19 protein-coding genes are annotated in these 25,363 nt (G+C 35.4%); 4 read left to right on the plus strand and 15 right to left on the minus strand.

Translation table 11 applies throughout. The features are described from left to right. The first annotated feature begins 42 nt into the window (after window positions 1–42). Window positions 43–1,353: a Na+/H+ antiporter NhaC family protein gene (locus tag Cop2CBH44_RS07725; RefSeq protein WP_200755844.1), complete on the plus strand. Its 1,311-nt coding sequence runs from the start codon at window positions 43–45 to the stop codon at window positions 1,351–1,353. A 101-nt stretch (window positions 1,354–1,454) separates the two neighbouring features. Then, a complete protein-coding gene (locus Cop2CBH44_RS16715) occupies window positions 1,455–2,564 on the plus strand; it encodes an acyltransferase family protein (RefSeq protein WP_420838991.1) in 1,110 nt (369 codons plus the stop codon). Window positions 2,565–2,576: 12 nt separating this feature from the next. Here the strand turns inward: Cop2CBH44_RS16715 and Cop2CBH44_RS07735 are convergent, their stop codons facing one another. The 7 genes from Cop2CBH44_RS07735 to hisG form a co-directional block, all read right to left on the minus strand. Beyond that, complete coding sequence (locus Cop2CBH44_RS07735; RefSeq protein ID WP_200755846.1) at window positions 2,577–3,596, minus strand: AMP-binding protein; 1,020 nt, start codon at window positions 3,594–3,596, stop codon at window positions 2,577–2,579. Continuing rightward, a complete protein-coding gene (locus Cop2CBH44_RS07740) occupies window positions 3,581–4,636 on the minus strand; it encodes an o-succinylbenzoate synthase (protein ID WP_200755847.1) in 1,056 nt (351 codons plus the stop codon). Before Cop2CBH44_RS07740 ends, Cop2CBH44_RS07735 begins: the two co-directional genes overlap by 16 nt. Before the next feature lie 9 nt (window positions 4,637–4,645). After that, window positions 4,646–5,470 carry a 1,4-dihydroxy-2-naphthoyl-CoA synthase gene (menB, locus tag Cop2CBH44_RS07745; protein ID WP_021932067.1) on the minus strand — a complete coding sequence of 275 codons (825 nt, stop codon included), beginning with the start codon at window positions 5,468–5,470 and terminating at the stop codon, window positions 4,646–4,648. Window positions 5,471–5,578: 108 nt separating this feature from the next. Next, window positions 5,579–6,709: a bifunctional histidinol-phosphatase/imidazoleglycerol-phosphate dehydratase HisB gene (hisB, locus tag Cop2CBH44_RS07750; RefSeq protein WP_200755848.1), complete on the minus strand. Its 1,131-nt coding sequence runs from the start codon at window positions 6,707–6,709 to the stop codon at window positions 5,579–5,581. Between the two features lie 93 nt (window positions 6,710–6,802). After that, complete coding sequence (gene hisC / locus Cop2CBH44_RS07755) at window positions 6,803–7,843, minus strand: histidinol-phosphate transaminase (RefSeq protein WP_021932065.1); 1,041 nt, start codon at window positions 7,841–7,843, stop codon at window positions 6,803–6,805. A gap of 5 nt (window positions 7,844–7,848) precedes the next feature. Next, a complete protein-coding gene (hisD, locus tag Cop2CBH44_RS07760; RefSeq protein ID WP_200755849.1) occupies window positions 7,849–9,132 on the minus strand; it encodes a histidinol dehydrogenase in 1,284 nt (427 codons plus the stop codon). Window positions 9,133–9,142: 10 nt separating this feature from the next. Next, window positions 9,143–9,994 carry an ATP phosphoribosyltransferase gene (gene hisG / locus Cop2CBH44_RS07765; RefSeq protein WP_021932063.1) on the minus strand — a complete coding sequence of 284 codons (852 nt, stop codon included), beginning with the start codon at window positions 9,992–9,994 and terminating at the stop codon, window positions 9,143–9,145. A gap of 478 nt (window positions 9,995–10,472) precedes the next feature. Between hisG and Cop2CBH44_RS07770 the strand changes: the two genes are divergently transcribed. After that, window positions 10,473–10,688, plus strand: coding sequence for a hypothetical protein (locus Cop2CBH44_RS07770; RefSeq protein ID WP_021932062.1), 216 nt, complete (start codon window positions 10,473–10,475; stop codon window positions 10,686–10,688). 414 nt (window positions 10,689–11,102) lie between these two features. On the opposite strand, the gene Cop2CBH44_RS07775 is transcribed toward Cop2CBH44_RS07770, so the two are convergent. The 8 genes from Cop2CBH44_RS07775 to tsaD form a co-directional block, all read right to left on the minus strand. Then, complete coding sequence (locus tag Cop2CBH44_RS07775) at window positions 11,103–11,330, minus strand: hypothetical protein (RefSeq protein WP_200755850.1); 228 nt, start codon at window positions 11,328–11,330, stop codon at window positions 11,103–11,105. 104 nt (window positions 11,331–11,434) lie between these two features. Continuing rightward, the gene (gene menD, locus Cop2CBH44_RS07780) at window positions 11,435–13,117 is read right to left on the minus strand and encodes a 2-succinyl-5-enolpyruvyl-6-hydroxy-3-cyclohexene-1-carboxylic-acid synthase (protein WP_200755851.1); all 1,683 of its coding nucleotides are present in this window, start codon (window positions 13,115–13,117) and stop codon (window positions 11,435–11,437) included. Between the two features lie 43 nt (window positions 13,118–13,160). Beyond that, a complete protein-coding gene (locus Cop2CBH44_RS07785) occupies window positions 13,161–14,249 on the minus strand; it encodes a chorismate-binding protein (RefSeq protein WP_021932059.1) in 1,089 nt (362 codons plus the stop codon). 16 nt (window positions 14,250–14,265) lie between these two features. Next, on the minus strand, window positions 14,266–15,561 hold the full coding sequence (gene rimO, locus Cop2CBH44_RS07790; RefSeq protein WP_021932058.1) for a 30S ribosomal protein S12 methylthiotransferase RimO: 1,296 nt from the start codon (window positions 15,559–15,561) through the stop codon (window positions 14,266–14,268). A 92-nt stretch (window positions 15,562–15,653) separates the two neighbouring features. Next, a complete protein-coding gene (ftsY, locus tag Cop2CBH44_RS07795) occupies window positions 15,654–16,610 on the minus strand; it encodes a signal recognition particle-docking protein FtsY (RefSeq protein WP_021932057.1) in 957 nt (318 codons plus the stop codon). Window positions 16,611–17,009: 399 nt separating this feature from the next. Further along, window positions 17,010–18,254, minus strand: coding sequence for a competence/damage-inducible protein A (locus tag Cop2CBH44_RS07800; protein ID WP_021932056.1), 1,245 nt, complete (start codon window positions 18,252–18,254; stop codon window positions 17,010–17,012). Next, entirely contained in the window at window positions 18,251–19,423 is a 1,173-nt protein-coding gene (locus Cop2CBH44_RS07805) for a M48 family metallopeptidase (protein ID WP_246469190.1), read from the minus strand. Before Cop2CBH44_RS07805 ends, Cop2CBH44_RS07800 begins: the two co-directional genes overlap by 4 nt. Before the next feature lie 77 nt (window positions 19,424–19,500). Continuing rightward, window positions 19,501–20,520: a tRNA (adenosine(37)-N6)-threonylcarbamoyltransferase complex transferase subunit TsaD gene (gene tsaD, locus Cop2CBH44_RS07810; protein ID WP_044225459.1), complete on the minus strand. Its 1,020-nt coding sequence runs from the start codon at window positions 20,518–20,520 to the stop codon at window positions 19,501–19,503. A 107-nt stretch (window positions 20,521–20,627) separates the two neighbouring features. On the opposite strand from tsaD, the gene Cop2CBH44_RS07815 reads away from it, so the two are divergent. Beyond that, window positions 20,628–25,172: a translocation/assembly module TamB domain-containing protein gene (locus tag Cop2CBH44_RS07815; protein WP_200755853.1), complete on the plus strand. Its 4,545-nt coding sequence runs from the start codon at window positions 20,628–20,630 to the stop codon at window positions 25,170–25,172. The last annotated feature ends 191 nt before the right edge of the window (window positions 25,173–25,363 follow it).

Below are 25,363 nucleotides of genomic sequence, written 5' to 3' on the forward strand. Positions count from 1 at the left end.
TCCCTTTAGATTTTTGTTATAAAGTTTAAATAATTTAATTTTATGAATAAAAAGCAAGAAGACATTCCCACTATACAATGTAAACCTAGCCTATTTGCACTGAGTCCTCTATTTGTTTTTTTGAGTGTTTATCTTGTTACTTCTATCATAATAAATGATTTCTACAAAGTTCCCATAACTGTTGCATTTCTGATATCGTCTGCTTTTTCAATCCTCATATCACGAGGTAAAACATTAAATGAGCGTATTGCACACTTCTCCGCCGGAGCTACAAATGGAAATATTATGTTGATGATTTGGATTTTTATTTTAGCAGGAGCATTTGCCCAATTGGCTAAAAGCATGGGTGCTATTGATGCGACTGTAAATCTTACATTACAAATACTACCTAATAATCTACTATTAGCTGGAATGTTCATCGCTGCGTGTTTCATATCCCTATCTATTGGAACATCAGTAGGGACGATTGTAGCACTAACACCTGTCGCAGTCGGTATTGCAGAAAAGATTGGACTGGATATTCCTTTTATTGTTGCAATTATTGCTGGTGGAGCATTCTTTGGAGATAATCTTTCTTTCATATCCGACACAACAATCGCTGCAACCAAAACTCAAGGATGCCTGATGAAAGATAAATTTAAAGTAAATAGTATGATAGTAATACCAGCTGCCATTCTTGTACTTATATATTATATTTTTTACGGGACACAGGTACATACATCAGTACAGCCAGTTTCTGTGCAATGGGTAAAAGTACTTCCATATTTTGTTGTATTGTGTACAGCTATTGCAGGAATAAACGTAATGACAGTTCTTATCTTAGGTATCGTTGTCACTGGCATTACTGGTATATTTACATCAGGATTTGACTTCTTTGACTGGTTGGGAGCAATGGGTGAAGGTATATTAAGTATGGGTGAACTCATTATCATCACACTAATGGCTGGAGGAATGCTTGAAATGATTCGATTTAATGGAGGAATAGCCTATATCATCAAAAAAATGACCCAAAAAATAAAAAGCAAACGAGGTGCAGAACTCAGTATCGCTGGTCTGGTCAGTTTTGCCAATTTATGTACGGCCAATAATACTATAGCGATTATTACCATAGGAGGAATAGCAAAGGATATTGCTGAAAAATTTCATGTTGATAAACGAAAATCAGCCAGTATACTCGATACTTTTTCTTGCCTTATACAAGGGATAATCCCTTATGGAGCTCAAATGCTTATGGCAGCATCTCTGGCAAAAGTTTCCCCTCTTGAAATTATTCGTTACCTCTATTATCCTGTATTGATGGGTATTGCAGCATTATTTGCAATTTTATTTCGCTATCCCAAACGATATTCATGATAAACATATTTTTACTTTCTGTTTATAAAACAACTCTATTGTATTTATTTTAATATATTTGTATTATAATAATATATATTAACAGGCAACCTAATTATGAAATTCTAAGAGTAATTGCAATGATATTTATAATCATTTGGCATTTCTTATTTCATGGACTTTCACATATTTTATACAATTCAAATCCCAATATACCTATTCTGTCAACACCCGGTATTATAAACTTTTTTGGAACAAAATTTTTATCTTACATTAGTGCTGTAGGGGTAAACTGCTATGTTCTTATTAGTGGCTATTTTCTAATAAAATCAGAATTTCGGTTCAATAGGATTATAAAAATCTGGGGCGAAACATTTTTTTACTCTTTTTTCATCTGTATACTGATATATTTTTTCGGAAGTACAACAATAGAGATTAAAGAAATAATAAAATCAGCCTTTCCGATTAAATACAATATTTATTGGTTCGTTACTAATTATATAGCATTGGTCGTACTCGCACCTTTTCTTTCTCGGCTAATTTTTTCATTGAAAAAGAGGGATTTCCAAATCTTGATAATTATTTTATCTATCCTCAATTTAGACTTGTTTAGAGGCATACCTTATGGCAACATATTTTCTGGTTCTCAAAACCTATTCTGGTTTATTTATTTATTTTTTATAGCCTCATATATCCGCTTATATGAACCATTAAAGCATGTGAAACATTTTGGTATATATTTTATTTCATTATGTCTTTTATTGACAATCTTTTCTGCAATAAACATATACATACACTATGAATTCTTAGGACAAAAACCCGTTTATGACTTTATAACAAATTATAACGGAATAACATTTTTTTCTTCTGCATTATTATTTATGTGGATTAAATATCATTCCTTCTCCAATAATAAATTTATACATTTTATTACAAGAATAGCCCCCTATACTTTCGGCATCTATTTAATACATGATAACCCTTACATACGAGATCTCATATGGGAACACTGGATCAATGGAACGGAATATGTTAATTCATACTTTCTTTTGCCTCTACTATTATTTGTAACTATCAGTATTTTCTGTATATGTGCATTACTCGATTATTTCCGCTCTAAACTTGTCGACATATTACATATAAACAAATTGCCATCTTTTATTATAAATAAATTCGGCAATTATAAATGGGTTATCTGCATAAAAGATTTTAAGAACAGCAAGAATGTGTAAAAAAACACCATTCTAATCAATCCTCCGAATTATTTTTCCTGAATATGTTTCTTGAAAATGCTCCTTAAACAAAATTAATTTCGGACACTCATAAGGTGTCAATACATGAGCAATTTTTTTCTTAAATAATTCTACTTTCTCTCTATCCCACCTTTTCCCTTCAATGACTAATACTAATCGTTCTCCAAAACGTTCGTCTGGCTGTGATGTTAGAAAGAAACGAGAAGAAACAAACGGAGATATTTTTTGTTCAATTTTCTCAGGAAATAATTTCACTCCTCCTGAATTAATAACATTATCATATCGGCCTAACCATATAAAATGATAATTGTCAATTAATTGTACTACATCATTAGTTTCAAAAACTCTATGGCTCAAATGTGGAGCATTAATTATTAAACACCCTCTTGCATCTTGAGAGAACCAAACATCTCCTATAGCTGCATACTCTTTTGTTTTCCCGTCCAAGTTTCGTAAAGCAACATGAGATACAGTTTCGGTCATACCGTATGTAGCATAACTCCTTATAGGCAGTTCAGCTAATCTTCGCTCCAATAATGAAGAAACTGCAGCACCTCCTATTATCAATGACTTTATATTCTTTAGTCGTTCTCGAGTAAAATCATGATTTAAAGATTCCTGAACCTGCATCGGAACCATTGCTGCAAAATCAAGAGGAATATCTATTCCTACAAGAGGAGATGATGAAGGCTTTACTGTAATTAAATCAGCTCCAGCAATCATTGCTCTGACAAGCATCATTTTGCCGGCAATATAATTTGGAGATAAACATAGAAACATCGATGAAGAAGCATTTATTCCAAAAAAATCATTTGTCAATCGAGCTGAAGCTATCATATCTTCTTTTTGTAACTCGACTTTTTGAGGAATACCGGTTGATCCAGATGTCTGACCTGATACTGTATCTCCGAAAGAGCTCCATTCATCCAAAAAATCAGCAATTTCATATCCACCGGCATCTTTTACCTCTTCTATTGTGTGACACAATATATGATTTAATCGTATCTCCATGATAAATTACTCAGATCCCATTTAGCTTTTCTATCATATGTCAATACCGAACTCTGCTGCACTAAAGGAGACTCTATATTATTTTTGTACAACTGTCCAGTGCCCAAACCTTGAGGTATGACAGGATTTAATGCACTCGTCCATTGTGCGATCGCATTCAGACCGATATTCGACTCTAAAGCTGATGTTATCCACCAACCAATATTCTTTTTCTGTGCTACAGAAATCCATTCTTCAGACCCCGAAAAACCACCGGCTAATGCCGGTTTTAAAATAATATATTGAGGTGCTATCAATTCTAACATCTCTATTTTCCGGGATACATCATTTATCCCGATTAATTCTTCATCTAATGCTATCGGGATAGGGGTATTTCGGCATAACTTAGACATAGTTTCCCATTGCCCTTGACGAATAGGCTGCTCTATCGAATGTAATCCAAAACGAGACAACGCATCTAATTTAAATAACGCTTCTTCAGTAGAAAAGGCTCCATTCGCATCAACTCTTAGTTCTATAACACTCTGGCTGAAACGGGAACGGATTTCCTTCAAAAGAGATAATTCTGACTCAAAATCTATAGCTCCAATTTTTAATTTAATACAACGGAATCCATGATTCAGTTTATCTTCAATTTGCTGCCGCATAACGGTTTTATTGCCCATCCATATCAATCCGTTTATCTCTATAGGTTTTTCTCCCCTAACAAAAGAAGAATCTACAATGACATGATGACCTCCATTACGTAAATCGGCTAAAGCTGTTTCTACACCAAATCGTATAGAACTCCATGATTTCAAACTATCAATCTGCAAATTGTCAATCTGTCTACAAACATCATAAAGTTTAGATTCATAAGTCGGCACATCGTCTGCACTTAATCCTCGAAATAAAGCACATTCTCCCACACCGTAACAGTGAGGATTTGTATCATCCCAAATTTTTATAAACCAAGTTTCTTTATCATGCAAAATACCTCTAGAGGTCCCACTAGGTGTTTTAAACTGGAGTATATAACGAGTATAAGCGGCTCTTAACATAGTATATTCTTATCCAGGGAATTTAGGAAATTTCTGAAAATCTGGATCACGTTTTTCCAAGAAAGCTTTTTTCCCCTCCTGAGCCTCTTCCATCAAATAATACATCAATGTAGCATCTCCAGCAAACTCCATCAGACCTCTCTGTCCGTCAAGTTCAGCATTTAATGCCCTCTTTATCATCCGTATAGCCATCGGACTACGTTTTAAAATCGTTTGGCACCATTCTACAGTTTCGTCTTCAAGTCTATCAAAAGGGACTACTTTATTTACCATACCCATATCTTCTGCCTCTTTAGCAGTATACTGGCGACATAGGAACCAAATTTCCCGAACCTTCTTCTGACCTACACATCGAGCTAAATAAGAAGATCCAAATCCTCCATCAAAACTTCCAACTTTAGGACCGGTCTGCCCAAAACGAGCATTATCAGCTGCTATCGTCAAATCACAAACCACATGCAATACATGTCCCCCTCCAATAGCATACCCATTCACCATAGCAATCACCGGCTTAGGAATAGAACGAATAGCTTTATGCAGATCAAGTACATTTAAACGCGGTACTCCATTTTCATCGATATATCCACCGAGGCCTTTCACCTTTTGATCTCCTCCAGAGCAAAAAGCCTTATCACCAGCCCCTGTCAATATAATCACTCCGATATCGTTCCGTTCACGACAAATCGACATCGCATCAAGCATTTCAAAATTCGTTTGAGGACGAAATGCATTATATACTTCAGGTCGATTTATTGTAATTTTAGCGATACCTTCGAAATATTCAAACTTTATATCGTCGTAATCTTTTATTTTCTGCCACTCTCTTGCTATCATAGGTTTCTCTCTATTTATCATTTTAATTGTACAAATATAATCAATAATCAGCGAAGAGAGAAACTCCTATATCTATTTGAACAAATCATCCATACCAAATACTCTTTTCTAAAGAGTTCCTTTTGTACTCGGCAACTCATAATGAAATATATCTCTACGAATAGCCATCTTAATAGCACGAGCGAACGCTTTGAATATTCCCTCTATTTTATGGTGCTCATTTTCCCCTTCCGCGTAAATATTCAGATTCATACGAGCCGAATCAGCTAATGATTTAAAAAAATGGAAAAACATCTCTGTAGGCATATCTCCAACCTTTTCTCGTTTGAATTTCGCATCCCATACTAGCCATGGACGTCCACCAAAATCTAATGCCACACGACATAAACAATCATCCATCGGCAAACAAAAACCATAACGCTCTATCCCCCGTTTATCACCTAACGCCTGAGCTATAGCATTACCTAAAACTATAGCGGTATCTTCTATTGTATGATGCTCGTCAACATATAAATCTCCTTTTACTTTTACCGTAAGATCTATACCCGAATGCCGCCCAATCTGCTCAAGCATATGATCAAAAAATCCCAACCCTGTATTTATATTGCATTTACCATGACCATCTAAATTAAGCGCTATATAAATATCGGTCTCTGATGTTTTTCGTACCATTTCTGTCCGACGCTCACCGGCAAATAAAAATTCTGTAATCCGATCCCAACTGTTTGTTATAAGTACACACGTATCACTCAAGCCTGACTCTTCAATTTTCTGTTCTCCTTCTCCCGGCATAGCAAATAAAATACCTTTACATCCTAAATTTTGAGCAAGCTGCATATCTGTAATACGATCTCCAATCACATACGAATGCATCAAATCATAATCGCCCTCCAAATATCTTTCCAACATTCCTACTCCAGGCTTCCGGGTTGGCAAATTATCTTCAGGGAAAGAACGGTCAATAAGAACATCATCAAATATAACACCTTCATTTTTAAAAGCTTGCAAAATTTTTTCATGTGCAGGCCAAAAGGTATCTTCAGGAAATGATGTCGTACCTAATCCATCCTGATTTGTAACTATTACCAACTCAAAATCAAGCTTTTCTCTGATAAAATGCAAATTGCGAAAAACTCCAGGGACAAATTCTAATTTCTCCAAACTGTCAAGCTGACAATCAACAAGGGGCTCGACAACCAAAGTTCCATCTCGATCTATAAATAATGCACGTTTTACCATATATCTTCTCCTTATATAGAAGTGTCTAACAATCTTTCAAATATGACTTTTTCATTCACCACCCTTTTCAAAAAATAATATTCTCAATTTTTCCTAAAATGTATATTCTTTCAGAGCATCAAGTAATATCTGATTTTCTTCGGATGTACCTACAGTAATACGTATACATCCCATACAAAGTGTAATATTACTTCGGTTACGAACAATTATCCCTTTTGTTACTAAATAATTATATAATCGCTGAGCATCATTGGTCTTCACCAATAAAAAATTTGCATCACTTGGATAAATCTTATTTATAAAAGAAAATGCAGCTAATTGTCGAGCAAGCTCATTTCGTTCATCAATAAGGTCTTTAACCCATAGTCGAACTTGGTCTTGATGAGACAAAAGTATCAGAGCATGTTCTTGTGTCAGTTTATTAATATTGTATGGATATTTTATTTTATTAAATATGCTAATAATTTCCGAAGATGCAAAAGCCATTCCCAAACGTATACCAGCACTTCCCCAGGCTTTGGAGAATGTTTGCAATACGACCAGATTAGGATATTCATTTAATTTCTTTAAAAAAGACGGTTGTGAAGAAAAATCGATATAAGCCTCATCTACTATGACTATACCTGAAAAACGGGTGAGAACTTCAACTATTTTTGTCACAGATAAAGCATTCCCTGTCGGATTATTAGGAGAACAAAGAAATATTAGTTTTGTATTTTCATCACAGGCATCTAATAATTTATCCGGAGAGAAATCAAAGTCTTCATTAAGCACGACAGGCCGATATTCTACATCATTAATATCGGCACACACTTTATACATACCGTAAGTAGGATCTATAGCTACTACATTATTGATTCCCGGTCGGCAAAACGCTCTAAACAATAAATCTATCGGTTCGTCACTTCCTACTCCTAACAATATATTTTCAGGGGAAACACCCTTTATTTGAGCTATTTTTTCTTTTACCTCCCATTGCAAAGGGTCAGGATAACGATTATATGGAGGATTAAAAGGGTTTTCATTAGCATCAAGAAAAACAGAAGCTTCTCCTTTAAATTCATTTCTTGCTGATGAATACGGTTTTAATTGACGTATATTAGGGCGTAAAAGCTTATTCAAATCTATTTTCATCGTATTTATTGATTATTTAAACGTATTGATACTGCATTTTTATGTGCATCAAGATGCTCATTTGCAGCCATAACTTCAATAGTTTTACCCAGATTCTGTAATCCTTCTCGTGTAATCTCCTGAAACGTTATTTTTCTAAGAAAACTATCAAGATTCACCCCGCTATATGCCTTTGCATATCCACTGGTTGGTAACGTATGATTTGTACCCGAGGCATAATCTCCAGCGCTTTCCGGAGTATATGGACCTAAAAAGACAGAACCAGCATTGACTATGCGTTCAGCTAATTGCATATAGTTTGAACTTTGAATAATAAGATGTTCCGGTGCATATTCATTAGTAAGCTCTATCAAATCATCTATATCCCTTACCACTACAATTTTACTATGCATAAGAGACTTTTTTGTCAACTCTTTACGGGGCAACAAAGCCAATTGTTTTTCAATCTCTTCTTGCACCGGTATAATAATAGACTCATCAACAGTAAACAACATAGATTGACTATCTGCGCCATGTTCAGCTTGAGAAAGAAAATCTGATGCCACAAATGAAGGATTTGACGATGCATCGGCTATTATTGCTACCTCTGACGGACCTGCCGGCATATCTATTGCAACATCTCTCAGACTTACAATCTGTTTAGCTGCAGTCACATACTGATTACCCGGACCAAATATTTTATACACTTTTGGTACGCTATCGGTACCATATGCCATTGCACCAATGGCCTGAATACCGCCTAATTTAAATATACGTTTAACTCCAGCAGCACGAGCAGAAAAAAGAATAGCCGGATGTACTTTTTCTGTTTTACTATTACAGGGTGTACACATAATTATCTCCCGACATCCTGCAATACGGGCCGGAACACCCAGCATAAGTACTGTGGAAAATAAAGGAGCTGTTCCCCCTGGGATGTAAAGCCCAACTTTTTCAATACCTACAGGCTTCTGCCAACATATAACTCCAGTAGAGGTTTCTACTTTATTTATAGAAATAGACTGAGAGGAATGAAAACGAGCTATATTATCACGAGCATTTTCAATTGCTACTTTCAGGTCAGACGGCACCAAATTATCAGCTTCATCCCACTCTTCAGCTGAAACTTCTATATCGCTCAACTTTATACCATCAAACTTTTCTGTATAAAATTGTAAAGCTTCATCCCCCCTCTCTTTAATTTCTTGTAACACTTCAGTTACAGTATTATGTAATGAAAGAGTATCTAAATGAGGCCGAGAGACAATCGCTTTCCATTCTGTTTTCGAAGGATATTTTATAACTTCCATAAGAAAATGCTTATAACACCATTTTTTCAATATTTAACACTAATATACCTTCTGCCCCAGCCTGTTTCAATTTGTTAATAATCTCCCAAAAGCACTTCTCATTTAATACTGTATGTACAGAGCTCCAACCTTCTTGGGCCAACGGCATTATCGTAGGGCTTTTAATTCCTGGTAATACACTTAAAACTTCTTCAAGATTTTTATTCGGTACATTCATCAAAATATATTTTTTGTCATCTGCCGCTTGTACCGCATCTATACGAAAAATCAACTCTTCTAATATTTCTTTTTTTTCATCTGAAAGATTATTATTGCCAATAAGAACAGCCTCAGACTCAACTACTATTTCAACCTCTTTCAGCCTATTGCTTACCAAAGTACTACCAGAACTCACAATATCAAAAATGGCATCAGCAAGGCCTATTCCTGGAGCAATTTCTACAGAACCTGTAATTACATGAATATCGGCATTGATATTATTTTTCTGCAAATAATTTTTCAATATGCCAGGATATGATGTTGCGATCTTCTTCCCCTCGAACCAATTTATATCGGAATACTCTATATCTTTCGGAATCGCTAAGGACAAACGGCATTTACTGAATCCAAGATTTTTAAGAATTTGAGCATCTTTTCCTTTCTCCATAAATTCATTTCTGCCAACAATGCCAATATCTGCAACTCCAGAAGCTACAGAATCAGGAATATCATCATCTCTCAGGAATAAAATCTCTACCGGAAAGTTCCGAGCCGGAATCAACAACGTTCTTTTTGCAGATGATAATTTTATACCTGCCTCGGTCAATAATTCCATCGTATCTTCATACAAACGGCCCTTAGCCTGAATCGCAATTCGTAACATCTTTCTATTATTTTTTTAAAGTTAAAATTTCTCTTATAACAAAAAGGCTTACCTTATATAAGGTAAGCCTTTTGATAAATATTTTTATATATAACACATCCACAGCTCACCTCTTACAGAGTCAAGTAATGATGATGCGTATGATGTAATGTAACAAATATCATAACTTTTTTCTTTGCTTTTTGCAAATGTACTTCAAAAATTGAAATTTGCAAATAGAATCCATCAAAATATTTTTCTTTGGTGTATTTTTTTCATATAATCTTTCATTTTGTAATCACAATCTTACCTATATTATCTAACATTAATCGAAATATATTAACAATACTAATATTGTTTTTAATAATATATTTCTATACATTTGCAACATTATTTATCTGTTAATTAATAAATTATTATTTTAATATGAATAAGATTTTAGTAAGTTTCATTTTCGCATTTTCTTTACTTTGTGCAACTGAAATATCTGCACAAAAAGATGACAAAAACAAAGAAAAGATCGAATGTTGTTGTAAAAAATGTACATGCAAAGATTGCAAATGTAACACTGATTGTTCTAACTGTAGTGATTGCAAAAACAATAAGGACTGTAACGAATGCAAAGATTGCAATCATAAAGGATATTGCTGCGAACAACATCACAATAGACATCATCATAAAGGCGGATGTTGTAAAAGGGGCTGTTGACCTTTAATAGCATTTATTAAGTAACGGTTTATAATAAATAGTCACTTACCTTTTATAATTCCAGAGAATTTATAATAGCCCATTATAAGCTCTGGAATTTTTATTTATACATCAACATTTTTGGCTTTTACTCTCAATATTGTAAAAGAATAAGGCCTAAAGATTTGTAAGAAATTATCAGAAAATCTTTAGATATCGTCTGTATCGGAACAATTAATTTTTGATAATCAAACGAATTTTCTAATTTATCCGAAACTGCATATAATGTAATAACACGACTTTTCTGAAACCCTATAGGTGTTTAGTACGATATCTTAGGAAAGTTCCTCCCATTCCATTCAAAACTTTTATAACGATTTTTTTCGACTTATAATCATATCCCCCAATCGCTCGTGCACCTTCAGGAAAACCGTTTCTATACTCACAACCCAAACTCAGTAAATACATACTCTTCAAAACCTTGATTCTGAATCAATTCAGCATATAAAGCTCCATCTCCTGAATGATTAATTTCTTCGAAAAATATTCCGTACATACTCGGAAAGACAGAAGCCCCCTTTTGCTGGAAATCTACTAATAATTTTGCTTGAGAAAATACAGATAATATAAAAAGACTACAAACAAATAACAATATAGACTTTTTACTCATGCTCCAAATATAATTTGAGGAAAACATTTATGGTCAACAAATATAGATACAAAACATCTACATTGAATAATATAATTCTGAAATATCATCTTCTGAAATAAAATTTATTTCCGCTTAAAATATCCGTTCAATATACGGTCATTTACCTCTCGAGGTGTATGTACAGCTAAAATTGAAGCTGATTCTTTTTCTGCAAAAAAAGCAGGTAAAACATTTTGTAAAGCTTGTTCTTCAAATACCGACCAACAAGAGAATCCATGTAACCGAGCAAATCCTTCTACATCAACTTGACGATAAGTCTCAAAAAATTCTTCTAATTCTGGTAATTCAGATGGTCCTTGTATAAAACGAAAGATTCCTCCGCCATCGTTACACATCACTACTATTTTCAATTTCGGTGTAACATAATGACTCCATAAAGCATTCGAATCATACAAAAAACCCATATCTCCCGTGATAAAAATTGTCTTTTCTTCATTTACCCACGAAGCTCCTACTGCAGTAGAAGTAGCACCATCTATGCCACTGGTTCCCCTATTACAATCAACACGCTTCACTTGTTCATACTCGAATAATTGAGCATAACGTACTGGGGTGCTATTAGATAACTGTAAAACAGTACCTTCCGGTATTGCGGGAAGCAATTGAGAAAAAGCTTTTAAATCACACCATGGTATGGTATCAATATACTTTGAATGCGAATAAGTTGCTCGTAACTTTAAATTTTGCCACAATTCGGCATAATTACTACCGCCATCTTTTATACAACCAGAAAGTTGTCTCCAAAAACCATATGGTTGCACTGCTATATGCCTCGTAAGGCATTGCATAGTATCTACGATATGATTGCTGGGAGATATATGCCAATGTTCTATCGGCCGATAATTGCGCAACCATGTCTTCACCATCTTAGAAATTAAAGAGCCGCCAAACGTTATCAGCAATTCTGGAGCTAAAGATTTTTTCTCATCTTGCGTCATAGCTGATAAAACCCGGTCAATCGTTTGAATAAATTTGTGAGAAGACAAATTTGCAACCGTTTCTGTCAATACAACAATATTACAACAATCGGCAATCGCCTCTAAAGCTTTATTTAGAGTCATATCTGGTGTACCAAAAGACGCTAATACCATCACTTTTTTATAACTAGCAACCGTATTTGCCAACTCGGCCATCATTTCCTTCCCTATCTGTTGTTCTGCATATAATGTGTTTACTGTTCTTTCTAATTCCGAATTTTCATAATTTTTGACCCTATATAATGGCTCTCGTAAAGGAATATTTATGTGTACCGGACCAGGCAATCCATCCTGGGACAAATTAACCGCTTCATTTATCATTCGATTTATATACCAATGTTCATCATTACAATTAATCTCTGCCGGAAATGAATACGAAGCTTTCACATAATTACGAAATACATCCCTCTGACGAATTGTCTGGCTATCATTCTGATCAATCCATTCTTCAGGGCGATCGGCAGATATAACAACTAATGGTAAATGCTGATAAAAGGCCTCAGCAACAGCTGGTGCATAATTAAGTAATGCTGTCCCTGAAGTACAAGCTAAAACTACAGGGTCCCCACTCTGCTGTGCCATACCCAATGCGATAAAAGCAGCACTCCGTTCATCTAACACAATAAAATGTTCTATACGAGGCTCTCGAACAAATGCAATAATTAACGGAGCATTTCGTGAACCTGGAGATAATACTACTCGCTTTATTCCTTTTTGAACTAAAAGTTCTACTAATATCTTACATCCGGTTTTATCTGTAGTCTCCATTCCTGAGAATTATAAAAATAGTACACATAAATTATTTGCCTTATTATTTTATCAAGTCAAGCATCGTTCTTGATTTGATTTCCGTCTCAGTCCACTCCAACTGGGGTTGTGAAAATTTCGTAATACCCCCACCTACATATACATGTACACAGTTGGAAAAAATTTCCATACAACGCAAATTGACAAATAAATCAAAATTATTCTTATCTAACACCGGTCCTAAATATCCGGCATAATACCGACGATCATATGTCTCCGTTTCACGAATTAACTGTATCGCATCTTTTTTAGGAAATCCTCCAACTGCAGGAGTAGGGTGTAACTCTTGAAGTAAGGCATCCATGTTTTTCGAAGATATATGACAGCGAAATAACGTACAAAGATGCGATACTTTCCCTGCATTTCGCGTAAACGTTCCAGATATATCCGGTTGGCCTCCAGACAACCGTGATAATATTACTTTTATACTATCTGTTACAATTTGTTGTTCGTCTTGTTCCTTATCTCCCCATGAACTTCTATCATCTGAACATTTTGTCCCAGCCAAAGACATAGTTTCTACCATCCCATTACGATTAGACAATAACGTCTCTGGTGAAGCCCCCAGCCAAAGTTCTTTACCTGGAATAAAAATTAAAGATACAAAAGCTGAAGGGTACAATGTCGTCATCTGCAAAAATATCTCTGCAACGTTGACATTACATGCCACTGTAATCGGCCGTGACAACACGGCTTTTTTTAATCTACCAGAACGAAAATAATCTACCATCTTCATCACTTGCTCTGAATAAATAGAATAAGGAATATCTACATATTCTCCTATTTTCACATTATATTCCATATTCGGAAGGGCATGTAATCGATTCCAGCCATCTTTGTCTGCCAAACGAATATCTCCACGCAAATAATAAGCCAGGGTATCGCTTTGAATATCAAAGGGCGAAAAAATAAAACCTGGAGAGGATGTTATATCTGAAAAATTTCTAAAGGAACGAACTTCTGAATCACCTTGCGCTCCAAAATACAATTCTATATCATCAGGCAAACGATAAGCATAAAAGGGAATTCCCTTTTTCAGGCAGAGCATAATAGCCCGTGATAATTCAATATTTGTCACATGTTGTTCGGACATAAATATCAAATTTTAATTATACTATCTCACCAAATAAATCAAACGGCTGCGCCGAAGTTATTTTTACATTATAAAATTCCCCAAGATTTAAAATTTTATTCTTTATAACGAGAACCTCTGGATCCACTTCCGGTGAATCAAATTGGGTACGCCCAACATAGTATTCAGCCTCTTCCCGGTCTATTATTACCCGTAATACTTGCCCAACTTTTGCTTTATTTATTTCTGTCGCAATTTCTTCCTGTAATGCCATCAACTCATCTAAACGTTTCTGCTTTACTTCTTCCGAAATATCATCGTTATAATGATTAGCAGAGTATGTACCTTCTTCTTCTGAATAAGCAAAAGCACCCATACGCTCAAAACGCATATCTTTTACAAATTGTTTCAATTCTTCAAAATCATCATCTGTCTCCCCTGGATGCCCAACCATCAACGTTGTACGTATATGTATCCCTGGAACTTCCTTACGAATACGATTCAGCAACTCATAAGTCTCTACTTTATTTACATGACGATGCATTCTATCAAGCATATTATCACTAATATGCTGCAATGCTATATCCAAATACTTACATATATTATCATGACGAGCCATCACCGGTAATAATTCATATGGAAATTTAGCAGGATAAGCATAATGCAGGCGTATCCATTTTACACCTGATATCTGGGCCATTTGATCAATTAATTCAGGTAATTTCCACTTCTTATACAAATCCATTCCATAGTAAGTAAGGTCTTGAGCTATTATCTGAAACTCTTTAACTCCGTCTCGTACCAACTTTGACACTTCATCTAATATTTCTTCTATTGGACGAGAATGATAATGCCCTGTTATAATCGGTATAGCACAATATGAACAGCAGCGATTACAACCTTCACTGATCTTTACATAAGCATAGTGCGATGGTGTAGTCAGTACTCTATCAATACATAGATCGTTTCGATACGTTTTGCCTAAATCTGCAATCAAATTCTTCCAGTCAAATTTACCATAAAACTTATCTACCTCAGGAATCTCCCCACGAAGTTCCTTCATATAACGTTCCGACAAACAGCCCATAACATATAAACGGCGTATTTTTTTCTGAGCTTTTGCCTGGACAAAATTTAAAATCATATTTACAGATTCTTCCTTAGCATCTCCTATAAAGCCACAAGTATTTATTACCACAATCTCTCCTGTCACTTTTTCGGCATCATGCTTAACTATATAACCAGCAGCTTCAAATTGTTTCATCAATTGCTCAGAATCTACCAGATTTTTCGAGCATCCCAAAGTTATTATATCAACTCTATTTTTTATCATTATTTCCTTCATTAACATCATAAAATAGCCGTGAAAGCAACACGAGAAAAAACATTTCCCGCATCGTTTCCACGGCCTATGATTCTTTACATTTATTCGTCTCCAAAAAGAGAATCTACAAATTCTTTTCGCCTGAAAATTTGCAAATCTTCTATACCTTCACCTAATCCGATGTATTTCACCGGTGTTTTAAATTGGTCAGAAATACCAATAACAACACCACCTTTAGCCGTACCATCAAGCTTTGTTATAGCTAGAGCATTCACTTCTGTTGCTGCTGTAAACTGCTTAGCTTGCTCAAAAGCATTTTGTCCTGTAGAGCCATCAAGTACCAACAAAACTTCATGTGGTGCCCCAGGTATGACTTTCTCCATCACTTTCTTTATTTTAGAAAGTTCATTCATCAGGTTTATTTTATTATGTAAACGTCCAGCTGTATCAATAATCACAACATCCGCATTATTTGCCTTTGCAGAACTCAATGTATCAAAAGCAACCGAAGCAGGATCTGAACCCATTTTCTGCTTGATAACCGGAACACCTACTCTTTCGCCCCAAATGACCAACTGCTCAACAGCTGCCGCACGGAAAGTATCAGCAGCTCCCAAATACACAGAGTTCCCAGCTTTCTTAAACTGATAAGCCAGTTTACCTATAGTTGTAGTTTTACCTACACCATTTACGCCAACTACCATAATCACATATGGCTTCTTATCGGTAGCAATTGTAAACTCAGGCACATCCTCAATATTATTTTCAGTAAGCAATGCAGCAATCTCCTCACGAAGCATACTTTTCAACTCCGAAGTATTCACATACTTATCACGAGATACCCGCTTCTCTATACGCTCTATGATACGCAAAGTAGTCTCTACACCTACATCTGAAGTAATCAGTACTTCCTCCAAATCATCGAGAATTTCATCGCCGACCTTTGACTTGCCAGCGACAACTCTTGCCAATTTAGAGAATACCCCCTCCTTGGTCTTAGAAAGGCCCTTATCAAGAGTTTCTTTCTTTTCTTTAGAGAAAAAGTTAAATAATCCCATTCCCTTAATAATGAAAAAGTTAATAATGATTCATGAAAAACCGTTCCTGAAAATACCAGGTTACCTTAATATATGCATATATCATACATCAATCTGGACTGCTTACAGTTTAAAAGTATGTACTACAATGCTTTCCTTCACAAAGGTATAAAAAAGTGTGATAATAAAAAATAAGCTTTCTTTTTTTACCATTTAAAAGAAGTACTTTTCTTTGTAAATATATTACACAAAAATATTCTATACATATAGATATAAAAATCAACAATTTACTTCTATTTCTGTAGTCAAATATTGCTCAACGGATTTACTATCTATATAAACTCGTATCTTCATTATCTGAAAAATTTTATCAGCAATGATATAAAAAATTTGAATTGAGCTACAAATACGAAATGGGAACTAATTTTCCGTTAACATTTTTACCATAGCCAAAAGGGCACGATGAGTAGCTCGCTCTATATTATACTCTCTATTGTTACCAAATACAAACATCTCACTATATAATTTGTCTCCACAAACAACAGCAATCCAAACTGTTCCTACCGGTTTTTCTGGTGTCCCTCCCCCAGGTCCTGCAATTCCTGAAACAGCAATTGCACAATCAGTATCCACCAAACGTTGCACTCCACGAGCCATTTGTTCCACTACAGGTTGACTTACGGCTCCATAAATCTCTATATCATTTTTGTTTACTCCCAAAACACGCTCTTTTACTTCATTGGCATAAGATACCACACTCCCCTTAAAATAAGTTGATGAGCCAGGAATAAGCGTAAGCTGATGGGCGATATTTCCTCCTGTACAACTCTCTGCTGTCGCAATAGTCTTATGCTGCTTTTTCAACAAGAGTCCTACAGCACCTGCCACTGTCGTATCTTGGTGACAAAATATATTATCTCCGAGTAATGTATTTAACTTCGATATCTGGACATCAAGCTGATGCTGCAGATTTTCTCCACCTCTCCCACGTGCAGTGAGCCTTAGTCGTACAACTCCCGGATTAGGTAAGTAGGCAAGCTTTACACATTCCGGCAACTGCGCTTCAAAATCAGTCAAAAACTCTGATAACGCAGATTCTGTGTAATTTTTTACCAAACATGTATAATGTAAAATAGAACTATCATCATGAAATCTTGCCACTAAACGAGGTATTACCTCATTAACCATTACATGTTTCATTTCCAAAGGTACACCCGGCATTGAGACTAATACTTTCCCTCCTTTTTCAAACCACATTACCGGAGCAGTGCCTACTGCATTTTGAATTACAGTACATACATCTGGCACCATTGCCTGACTACGCGTAGAAGCATTCATTTTCAATTTTCTTTTTGCCAATAATTCTTCTACATCTCTAAGTACAGACTCGTCTAAAACTAATTTTCCTCCAAAAAATTCACATAATGTCTGTTTGGTTATATCATCCTTGGTAGGTCCTAATCCTCCTGTAACCAAAACAATATCAACCCTAGAAAAAGCCTGTTCAAAGGCTGAAAGCATTTCTGTTTCCCTGTCGCGAACAGTTGTTATTTCAGTAATTTCCCAACCTATTTTATTCATTTCCCGGGCAATCCAATTAGAATTGGTATCTACCACTTGCCCAATTAACAGCTCATCTCCAATAACGACAATCTCTACATTCATTTTTTTCCCATTTTATACAACTTCGCTATACGCTGCAGTAAAGTAGGATGCGAATAATATACTTTTACATATAACGGATGCGGGGTCAAGTTCGATAAAGCTTTCACTGTTATCTTCTTTAATCCACTAACTAATGCTTCAGATAAACCAAACCGACCTGCAAAACTATCGGCCTGATATTCATTCTTCCGTGAAAGAACATTTATCAATACTCCTGTAACTAAACCTATAGGAGTATATAATAAAGAAAAGGACACCAATGATAGTGCAAATGAAGGACGACTTCCACCCAGTGCTTCTGCAAACTGTATATTATCAAGAGTCCATGAAAATAGATAAAACATTAGAAATACATTAAGGACCGATACAACAAGCATCTGCAATGTATGACGATGTTTATAATGCCCTATTTCATGAGCCAATACTGCAACAATCTCTTCCGTTGTCAACTCATCAATCAACGTATCATACAAAACTACCCGCTTACGTGACCCCAACCCACTAAAATAAGCATTTGCTTTCGTCGACCGACGCGACCCATCAATAACAAAAATATTATCGAGACAAAAGCCAGAACGTTTTGCAAAACTCTCTATTTCAGTACGTAACTCACCTTCTCCCAATGGTGTTTGTTTGTTAAATAACGGTACAATCCATTGAGAGTAAAACATATTTAACAACAGTATAAAAACAATTACCACACCACACGCAACCACCCAAAATCTATGCCCCAACCATCCATATAACAACACTATGATTGTTAATAACACTCCTCCTAATATCAAACTCACAAACAATGACTTTAGCTGATCGGCAATAAATGTTTTCGGGGTAGTTTTGTTAAATCCAAATCGGCCTTCGATGACAAAAGTATCATATACCTCAAATGGCAAAGAAAATAGCTCATTCGCCAAAAACAATATACCGAAAAAAAGCAATGTACTCCACAACAATGAATCGGAAGTAATCTCCCGCGTCCACTCATCAAGCCACCCAAATAAACCAGCAAACAGCAGTATCAATATTACCAATATCGTCGCAGTATTCACAATACTCCCAAACCGATTATTCTCAGCAAAGTATCGTTGCTGTTCGGCATATTTCTCTTTATCATACAATCCTACCAGCTCCAAAGGCAGAGACGGTGATGCTGCACGTCTATTCAACATAGACAAGCTTTGTTGAATTAAATACTCTACAATAACAAAAAACAGTATAAAATAAAAAATCGTATTATACCCCATAATTATAACTCAACCCTTGCAAAAGGTGTCACATCTATCGAACAAAAATCGTTATCAAGATACTTATAATAACCAGTGATAGCTACCATAGCTGCATTATCTGTCGTAAACGAAAATTTAGGTAAATGTATTTTCCATCCATAGCGAACAGCATGTTCTTCAAATGCACCCCGTACTGCAGAATTAGCCGATACTCCTCCAGCAACAGCAACCTCATTTATTTTCAAATCTTTAGCAGCTTTTCGTAATTTATCCATCAATATATCCACTATTGTGGCTTGTAAAGATGCACATAAATCACTTTTATTTTTTTCTACAAAGTTAGAATCTTCTTTAAGACGATCCCTCAATAGATATAGGAATGATGTTTTCAAACCGCTAAAACTATAATTGTATCCTTGAATATGAGGTTTATTAAAATGGAATGCATCTTTATTTCCTTCTTTTGCTAAACGGTCTATTATAGGCCCCCCCGGATAAGGAAGTCCCATGACTTTCGCACATTTATCAAATGCTTCTCCAGCAGCATCGTCTATTGTTTGACCAATAACCTCCATATCCTTATAAGAATTTACCTTTATTATTTGAGAATTTCCTCCCGATACCAATAAACAAAGAAATGGGAAATCCGGCTGATGATTATCATCTTCACTTTCTTTTATAAAATGGGCCAACACATGAGCTTGCAAATGGTTTACATCAATCATGGGAATACCCAAAGCTGATGAAAAACCTTTTGCAAAAGAAGTTCCCACCAATAGGGATCCCATCAGTCCCGGTCCTCTTGTGAATGCGATAGCACTCAATTCCTCCTTTTTCACTCCGGCACGTTTCAATGCTTCCGAGACTACCGGAATTATATTTTGCTGATGAGCTCGCGACGCCAGTTCCGGGACTACTCCTCCAAATGCCTCATGCACCGCTTGGCTTGAAATAACATTTGACAACATTACTCCGTCCCGGACAACTGCTGCCGATGTATCGTCGCAAGACGACTCTATTCCTAAAATAATCGTATTCATAATCTACACATCTTTGTAATGGGCGAAATTACACAATAAAAAACAATTATTTAATAGCTTGCTCTAAAATTATTCCCCGAAAAATCATAAATTTGCGTCTTAATGATATGAAGACTCTATATAAGATATTCAAATATATAATAATCGGCCTAGTAGTTTCTATCTGCATTCTGTATTCGGGTCTTTATCTTGCCTTAAGCATTCCTTCCGTACAGCAGAAAGTCAGAGAAATAGGTACAGCTGAACTTTCGTCAAGGCTACACGTTCCGGTCTCTATCGGGAAAGTAAATATTTACCCCTTTGATAAAATAGCGTTATATGATGTTTTCTTACCTGATCAAAAGGGTGACACACTATTATTTGCCGACAAATTGATGGTGGGTATCGAACTATCATCTTTACTTGACCGCAAACTAGTCTTCACAACAGCACACCTCCTTGACTTCGATATACATATTTCTAAAGATACACCAGAATCTAAAACAAATTTTCAATTCATTATTGACACATTCAAACCTCAAGAAAAAAAGGAAAAACATCCTTTTGACGTACAAATAAATACAGTCGTAATTCGACGAGGTAATGTCTCATATAATCTCCTATCAGAGCCATATAAACAATCCGGATTTGATAAAAATCATATAATCCTTAAAAACGTACTCTCTACAATATCATTAAAATCATTACGGAGAGATTCCATTAATATAAACGTCAGAAGATTAAGCTTTGAAGAAAAATCAGGATTTTCATTACCTAAATTATCATTCAAACTTGCAGCAAACCAAAAAGAAGCTTATTTCTCTCAGTTCAAATTACAATTGCAGCAATCATTGATTGCATTGAACACCGCTCACGTAGATTTAAGTACAGTACAAAACTATACACAATTTTGCGATAGTTCAAATATAAGATTGGTTATCAATCATTCCCGACTTGTGCTTAGTGATTTGGCCCCATTTCTTCCCATACTACAAAAGTTTGATACTCCTACCGATTTCACATGCCATGTACAAGGTGTTATCAATCATTTACAACTAAGTAGTTTACAATTAAATTACGGAAAAGGGAACATTATCGTCGAAGGAGAAGGGACTCTTGACGGTATTACTCAGTTACAAGATGCATTTCTATTCGGTAAAGTAAATAAATTACGAGCGACTCCTGATGGAATTGTTTCTCTAATCCAGGACTTATCTTCAGTAGAAAGACCTATCTCTCCTATCTTTACCCGTTTGGGAACCGTTAATTTCCAAGGTGAAGTATCAGGATTTCTCAGCAATTTGGTCATGTTTGGAAATCTATCAGGAAATCCCGGAAAAGTACATGCAGACCTCATGTTTTCTCGAAATATAGAAAAAAAATCCCTAACATACCAAGGCAACATCGAAGCTATAGATTTCGATTTGCATCAACTTTTCAGTGAAAACAACTTATTTGGAACTGCAAGCTTAAAGTTCAATGTCGATGGCACCCATTATATAAATGGCTATCCTACGGGAAAGCTTTTCGGAGAGATAACCCATATCGACTATAACGGATATTCTTACAAAAATATCGAGCTTAACGGAAATTATAAAGGCCCCAGATTCGAAGGTACAGCTAAAATAGATGATGAAAACGGGCATTTGACGATGCAAGGACTAATAGACTTAATTAAGGAAAAACCGGAGTTCAAATTTACCGCTATCGGAACCAATATTCGTCCAGAAGCTTTAAAACTTACGAAAAAATATAAAGATGCAGACCTATCATTTAACATACATGCCAACTTCATAGGGAACACTCCAGATAATGCTGAGGGTGAATTATCAATAGATAGTATCACTTTCGTAAAAGGGGATGAACATTTTTTCTTAAAACGTTTTTTGGTCACAGCCCATAATGAACAAGTTCCTCAATCTCTCAAAATACACTCAGATATATTAAATGGAGAGATTAGCGGACAATACTCTTTCCGCACTCTAAAAAATTCCATAACTGAAATCATTAGTTCAGTGTTACCATCTATAGTTACCCCACCTAAAAGGAAACTAAAAGCTGAAAATATTTTCAGCTATACATTCAAAATAGAACCCACTGAATCTGTATCAAAAATATTTGAACTTCCAATCACCCTGTCTTCAGGCGGAGAAATAGAAGGATTCTATAACGATAAAGAAAGTCGCTTCCGTTTCGAAAGTTCATTTCCTATATTACAGATAAAAAAATCGAAACTCGATAATACTCTGATATTATCTGAAAAAAGCAACGGAATTATCACTTTTTCCGCACGAGCAAGTAATACCAATAAAAAAAATAAAACACTCATCTGGTCACTTAATGCCGATGCAAAACAAGACAATTTAAATGCTCGTATAAACTGGAGCAATTCAGGTAAATCTACTTTTTGTGGGGAATTGTCGACAACAACTCATTTCTCAAAATCAGGAACTGAAAAATTGCCGATAATGGACATTAAAATAAACCCGTCAAATCTGATTTTAAACGACTCTATATGGAAAATACAACCGGCAACTGTATTAGTTGATTCTGGGAAAATAAATATAAATAGTTTTGAAATACGGCATGGAAAACAATATCTCCATATAGACGGTATCGCATCCAAATTGCCCGACGATGAAATAAATTTACAACTTAACGATCTCAACCTTGATTATATCTTCGAATCACTAAACATACGACATGTTACATTCGGAGGACAAGCCACAGGAAATATACTTGTCTCGAATCTCATGTCCGGAGCTCCCAGACTAAGTACCAAAAGATTCGACGTAAAAGATTTTACATATAATGATGCATATTTGGGTGACCTTAACTTATATAGCCAATGGATAAATGAAAACCAAGGCATATTACTAAAAGGGAAGATATCCCAACAGGGACACCCCGATACAGGGATATATGGACATATATTTCCTACACGAGATTCTTTGCATCTCTCATTCGATGCTCACTATTTAAATCTTGACTTTATACAACCCTTTATAGGTAATATCCTTACCGGATTTACAGGAAGGGCTACCGGTAAAATTGACTTTTATGGTAAGTTCAACGCTCTCAACGTCTCAGGTAACGCTTTTGCCCAAAATGTAAAATTCGGGGTTGATTACTTAAATACTACTTATTCTCTGACCGACAGTGTACATCTCACACCCAACTCTATATGGTTCGACAATGTAACTGTAACCGACAAATTTGGACATACTGCCCGAGCTAAAGGTATGCTTAAACATAACCATTTTAAAAATCTTACCTATAACATAGGTATCTCAGAAATACGAAATCTGCTTGTTTTTGATGTGACAGAACAACTTAATCCTGTCTACTATGGTACTATTTTCGGAACAGGAACTGCATCTATCATAGGAGATATGGATAAAACTGATATAGATGTAAATATGAGGACTGATGCCAAATCAAAATTTACATTCGTTCTTACTGGAAACGAAACAGCCAATGATTACCAATTTATCACCTTTGTCAACAAGACAGAAGAACTACGCAAAGAAGAGCTACAAGACAGCACAAATCTGTCTCTGATAGATAATATCAAAAGAATAGAAGAAACTACTGGAGCACATACAACAAATGTAAATCTTCAGATTGATGCTACCCCTGATGCTACAATGCAAATAGTTATGGACCCAGCAACAGAAGATATTATCAAAGCAAATGGAGCCGGGGGTATCCGTATCGAATACAATACATTCTCTGATATGAAAATATATGGTACATATACTCTTGAAAAGGGAAGTTATAGTTTTAGTTTACAAGATCTTATTACTAAAGTTTTTAATATCAAATCTGGCAGTCAAATTTCATTTCGGGGAAATCCTCTCGAAGCAGACTTAAACATCGACGCTATATATTCACTTACCGCCAACCTCACCGACTTATCAGAAAGCTTTGCTGAAGAAAAAGAACTGAGCCGTACAACTGTACCTGTAAATACAGTACTTAGTGTATCAGGAAATCTACAACATCCCGATTTAAAATTCGATATAGCCTTCCCTACCCTTACACAAGATATCGATCGGCAAGTAAGAAGTATCATCAGTACTGAGGAAATGATGAACCGCCAAATCATATATTTGCTGGCATTAGGGAAATTCTATACTCCGGATTATATGAACGTAGGCCAAGCTCGGAACAATGAACTAGCATCTGTAGCATCATCAACCTTATCTTCACAATTAAGTAATATGCTGGGACAGATTAGCGATAAATGGAACATCGGGACTAATATCAGAAGTGACAAAGGAGACTTTTCAGATGTTGAAGTAGAATTGGCCTTATCAAGTCAATTACTAAATAACCGTCTCATTTTCAATGGAAACTTTGGTTATCGAGATAACCAAGTAAATAGTAATGCCTTTGTCGGAGATTTTGACCTCGAATATTTACTTAATAAAAGCGGAAGTCTGCGACTAAAAGCTTACAATCATTATAACGACCGAAATTATTATATAAAATCAGCATTAACTACACAAGGTGTCGGCATAATGTTCAAAAGAGATTTCGGACGTTTTACCGAACTTTTCAACCGGATACATAACAACGTAATAAAGAGACGAAAAAAGCGAGAAAATAAAAATCTCGAAAATAGCCCGACTCCCGTTCTTTCACAACCAACGAATTCAGAAAAAAAATAGTTTTTCTTTGGTAAAGAAAATTATTACAGACCTTATCTGCTATATTATTAAATAAGTAGATAAAACAAAGATTTAGTACACAAATATCAGCATAATCTAAAAATAATCCATACAAAGTTAACAAAGCAAAAATATATTTCATATATTCCATTTTTATATATTTTTGCAATATCTGACACATATGTCAGATA

This window comes from Coprobacter secundus subsp. similis, assembly GCF_015097275.1.
Classification (GTDB): domain Bacteria; phylum Bacteroidota; class Bacteroidia; order Bacteroidales; family Coprobacteraceae; genus Coprobacter; species Coprobacter secundus.

Excerpts from the sequence above, each read along its gene's own strand:
- Cop2CBH44_RS07725 (WP_200755844.1), top strand. The coding sequence starts at position 43 with ATGAATAAAAAGCAAGAAGACATTCCCACTATACAATGTAAACCTAGC.
- Cop2CBH44_RS07735 (WP_200755846.1), bottom strand. The coding sequence starts at position 3,596 with ATGGAGATACGATTAAATCATATATTGTGTCACACAATAGAAGAGGTA.
- Cop2CBH44_RS07740 (WP_200755847.1), bottom strand. The coding sequence starts at position 4,636 with ATGTTAAGAGCCGCTTATACTCGTTATATACTCCAGTTTAAAACACCT.
- menB (WP_021932067.1), bottom strand. The coding sequence starts at position 5,470 with ATGATAGCAAGAGAGTGGCAGAAAATAAAAGATTACGACGATATAAAG.
- hisB (WP_200755848.1), bottom strand. The coding sequence starts at position 6,709 with ATGGTAAAACGTGCATTATTTATAGATCGAGATGGAACTTTGGTTGTC.
- hisC (WP_021932065.1), bottom strand. The coding sequence starts at position 7,843 with ATGAAAATAGATTTGAATAAGCTTTTACGCCCTAATATACGTCAATTA.
- hisD (WP_200755849.1), bottom strand. The coding sequence starts at position 9,132 with ATGGAAGTTATAAAATATCCTTCGAAAACAGAATGGAAAGCGATTGTC.
- hisG (WP_021932063.1), bottom strand. The coding sequence starts at position 9,994 with ATGTTACGAATTGCGATTCAGGCTAAGGGCCGTTTGTATGAAGATACG.
- Cop2CBH44_RS07770 (WP_021932062.1), top strand. The coding sequence starts at position 10,473 with ATGACAAAAACAAAGAAAAGATCGAATGTTGTTGTAAAAAATGTACAT.
- Cop2CBH44_RS07775 (WP_200755850.1), bottom strand. The coding sequence starts at position 11,330 with ATGAGTAAAAAGTCTATATTGTTATTTGTTTGTAGTCTTTTTATATTA.
- menD (WP_200755851.1), bottom strand. The coding sequence starts at position 13,117 with ATGGAGACTACAGATAAAACCGGATGTAAGATATTAGTAGAACTTTTA.
- Cop2CBH44_RS07785 (WP_021932059.1), bottom strand. The coding sequence starts at position 14,249 with ATGTCCGAACAACATGTGACAAATATTGAATTATCACGGGCTATTATG.
- rimO (WP_021932058.1), bottom strand. The coding sequence starts at position 15,561 with ATGATAAAAAATAGAGTTGATATAATAACTTTGGGATGCTCGAAAAAT.
- ftsY (WP_021932057.1), bottom strand. The coding sequence starts at position 16,610 with ATGGGATTATTTAACTTTTTCTCTAAAGAAAAGAAAGAAACTCTTGAT.
- Cop2CBH44_RS07800 (WP_021932056.1), bottom strand. The coding sequence starts at position 18,254 with ATGAATGTAGAGATTGTCGTTATTGGAGATGAGCTGTTAATTGGGCAA.
- Cop2CBH44_RS07805 (WP_246469190.1), bottom strand. The coding sequence starts at position 19,423 with ATGTTGAATAGACGTGCAGCATCACCGTCTCTGCCTTTGGAGCTGGTA.
- tsaD (WP_044225459.1), bottom strand. The coding sequence starts at position 20,520 with ATGAATACGATTATTTTAGGAATAGAGTCGTCTTGCGACGATACATCG.
- Cop2CBH44_RS07815 (WP_200755853.1), top strand. The coding sequence starts at position 20,628 with ATGAAGACTCTATATAAGATATTCAAATATATAATAATCGGCCTAGTA.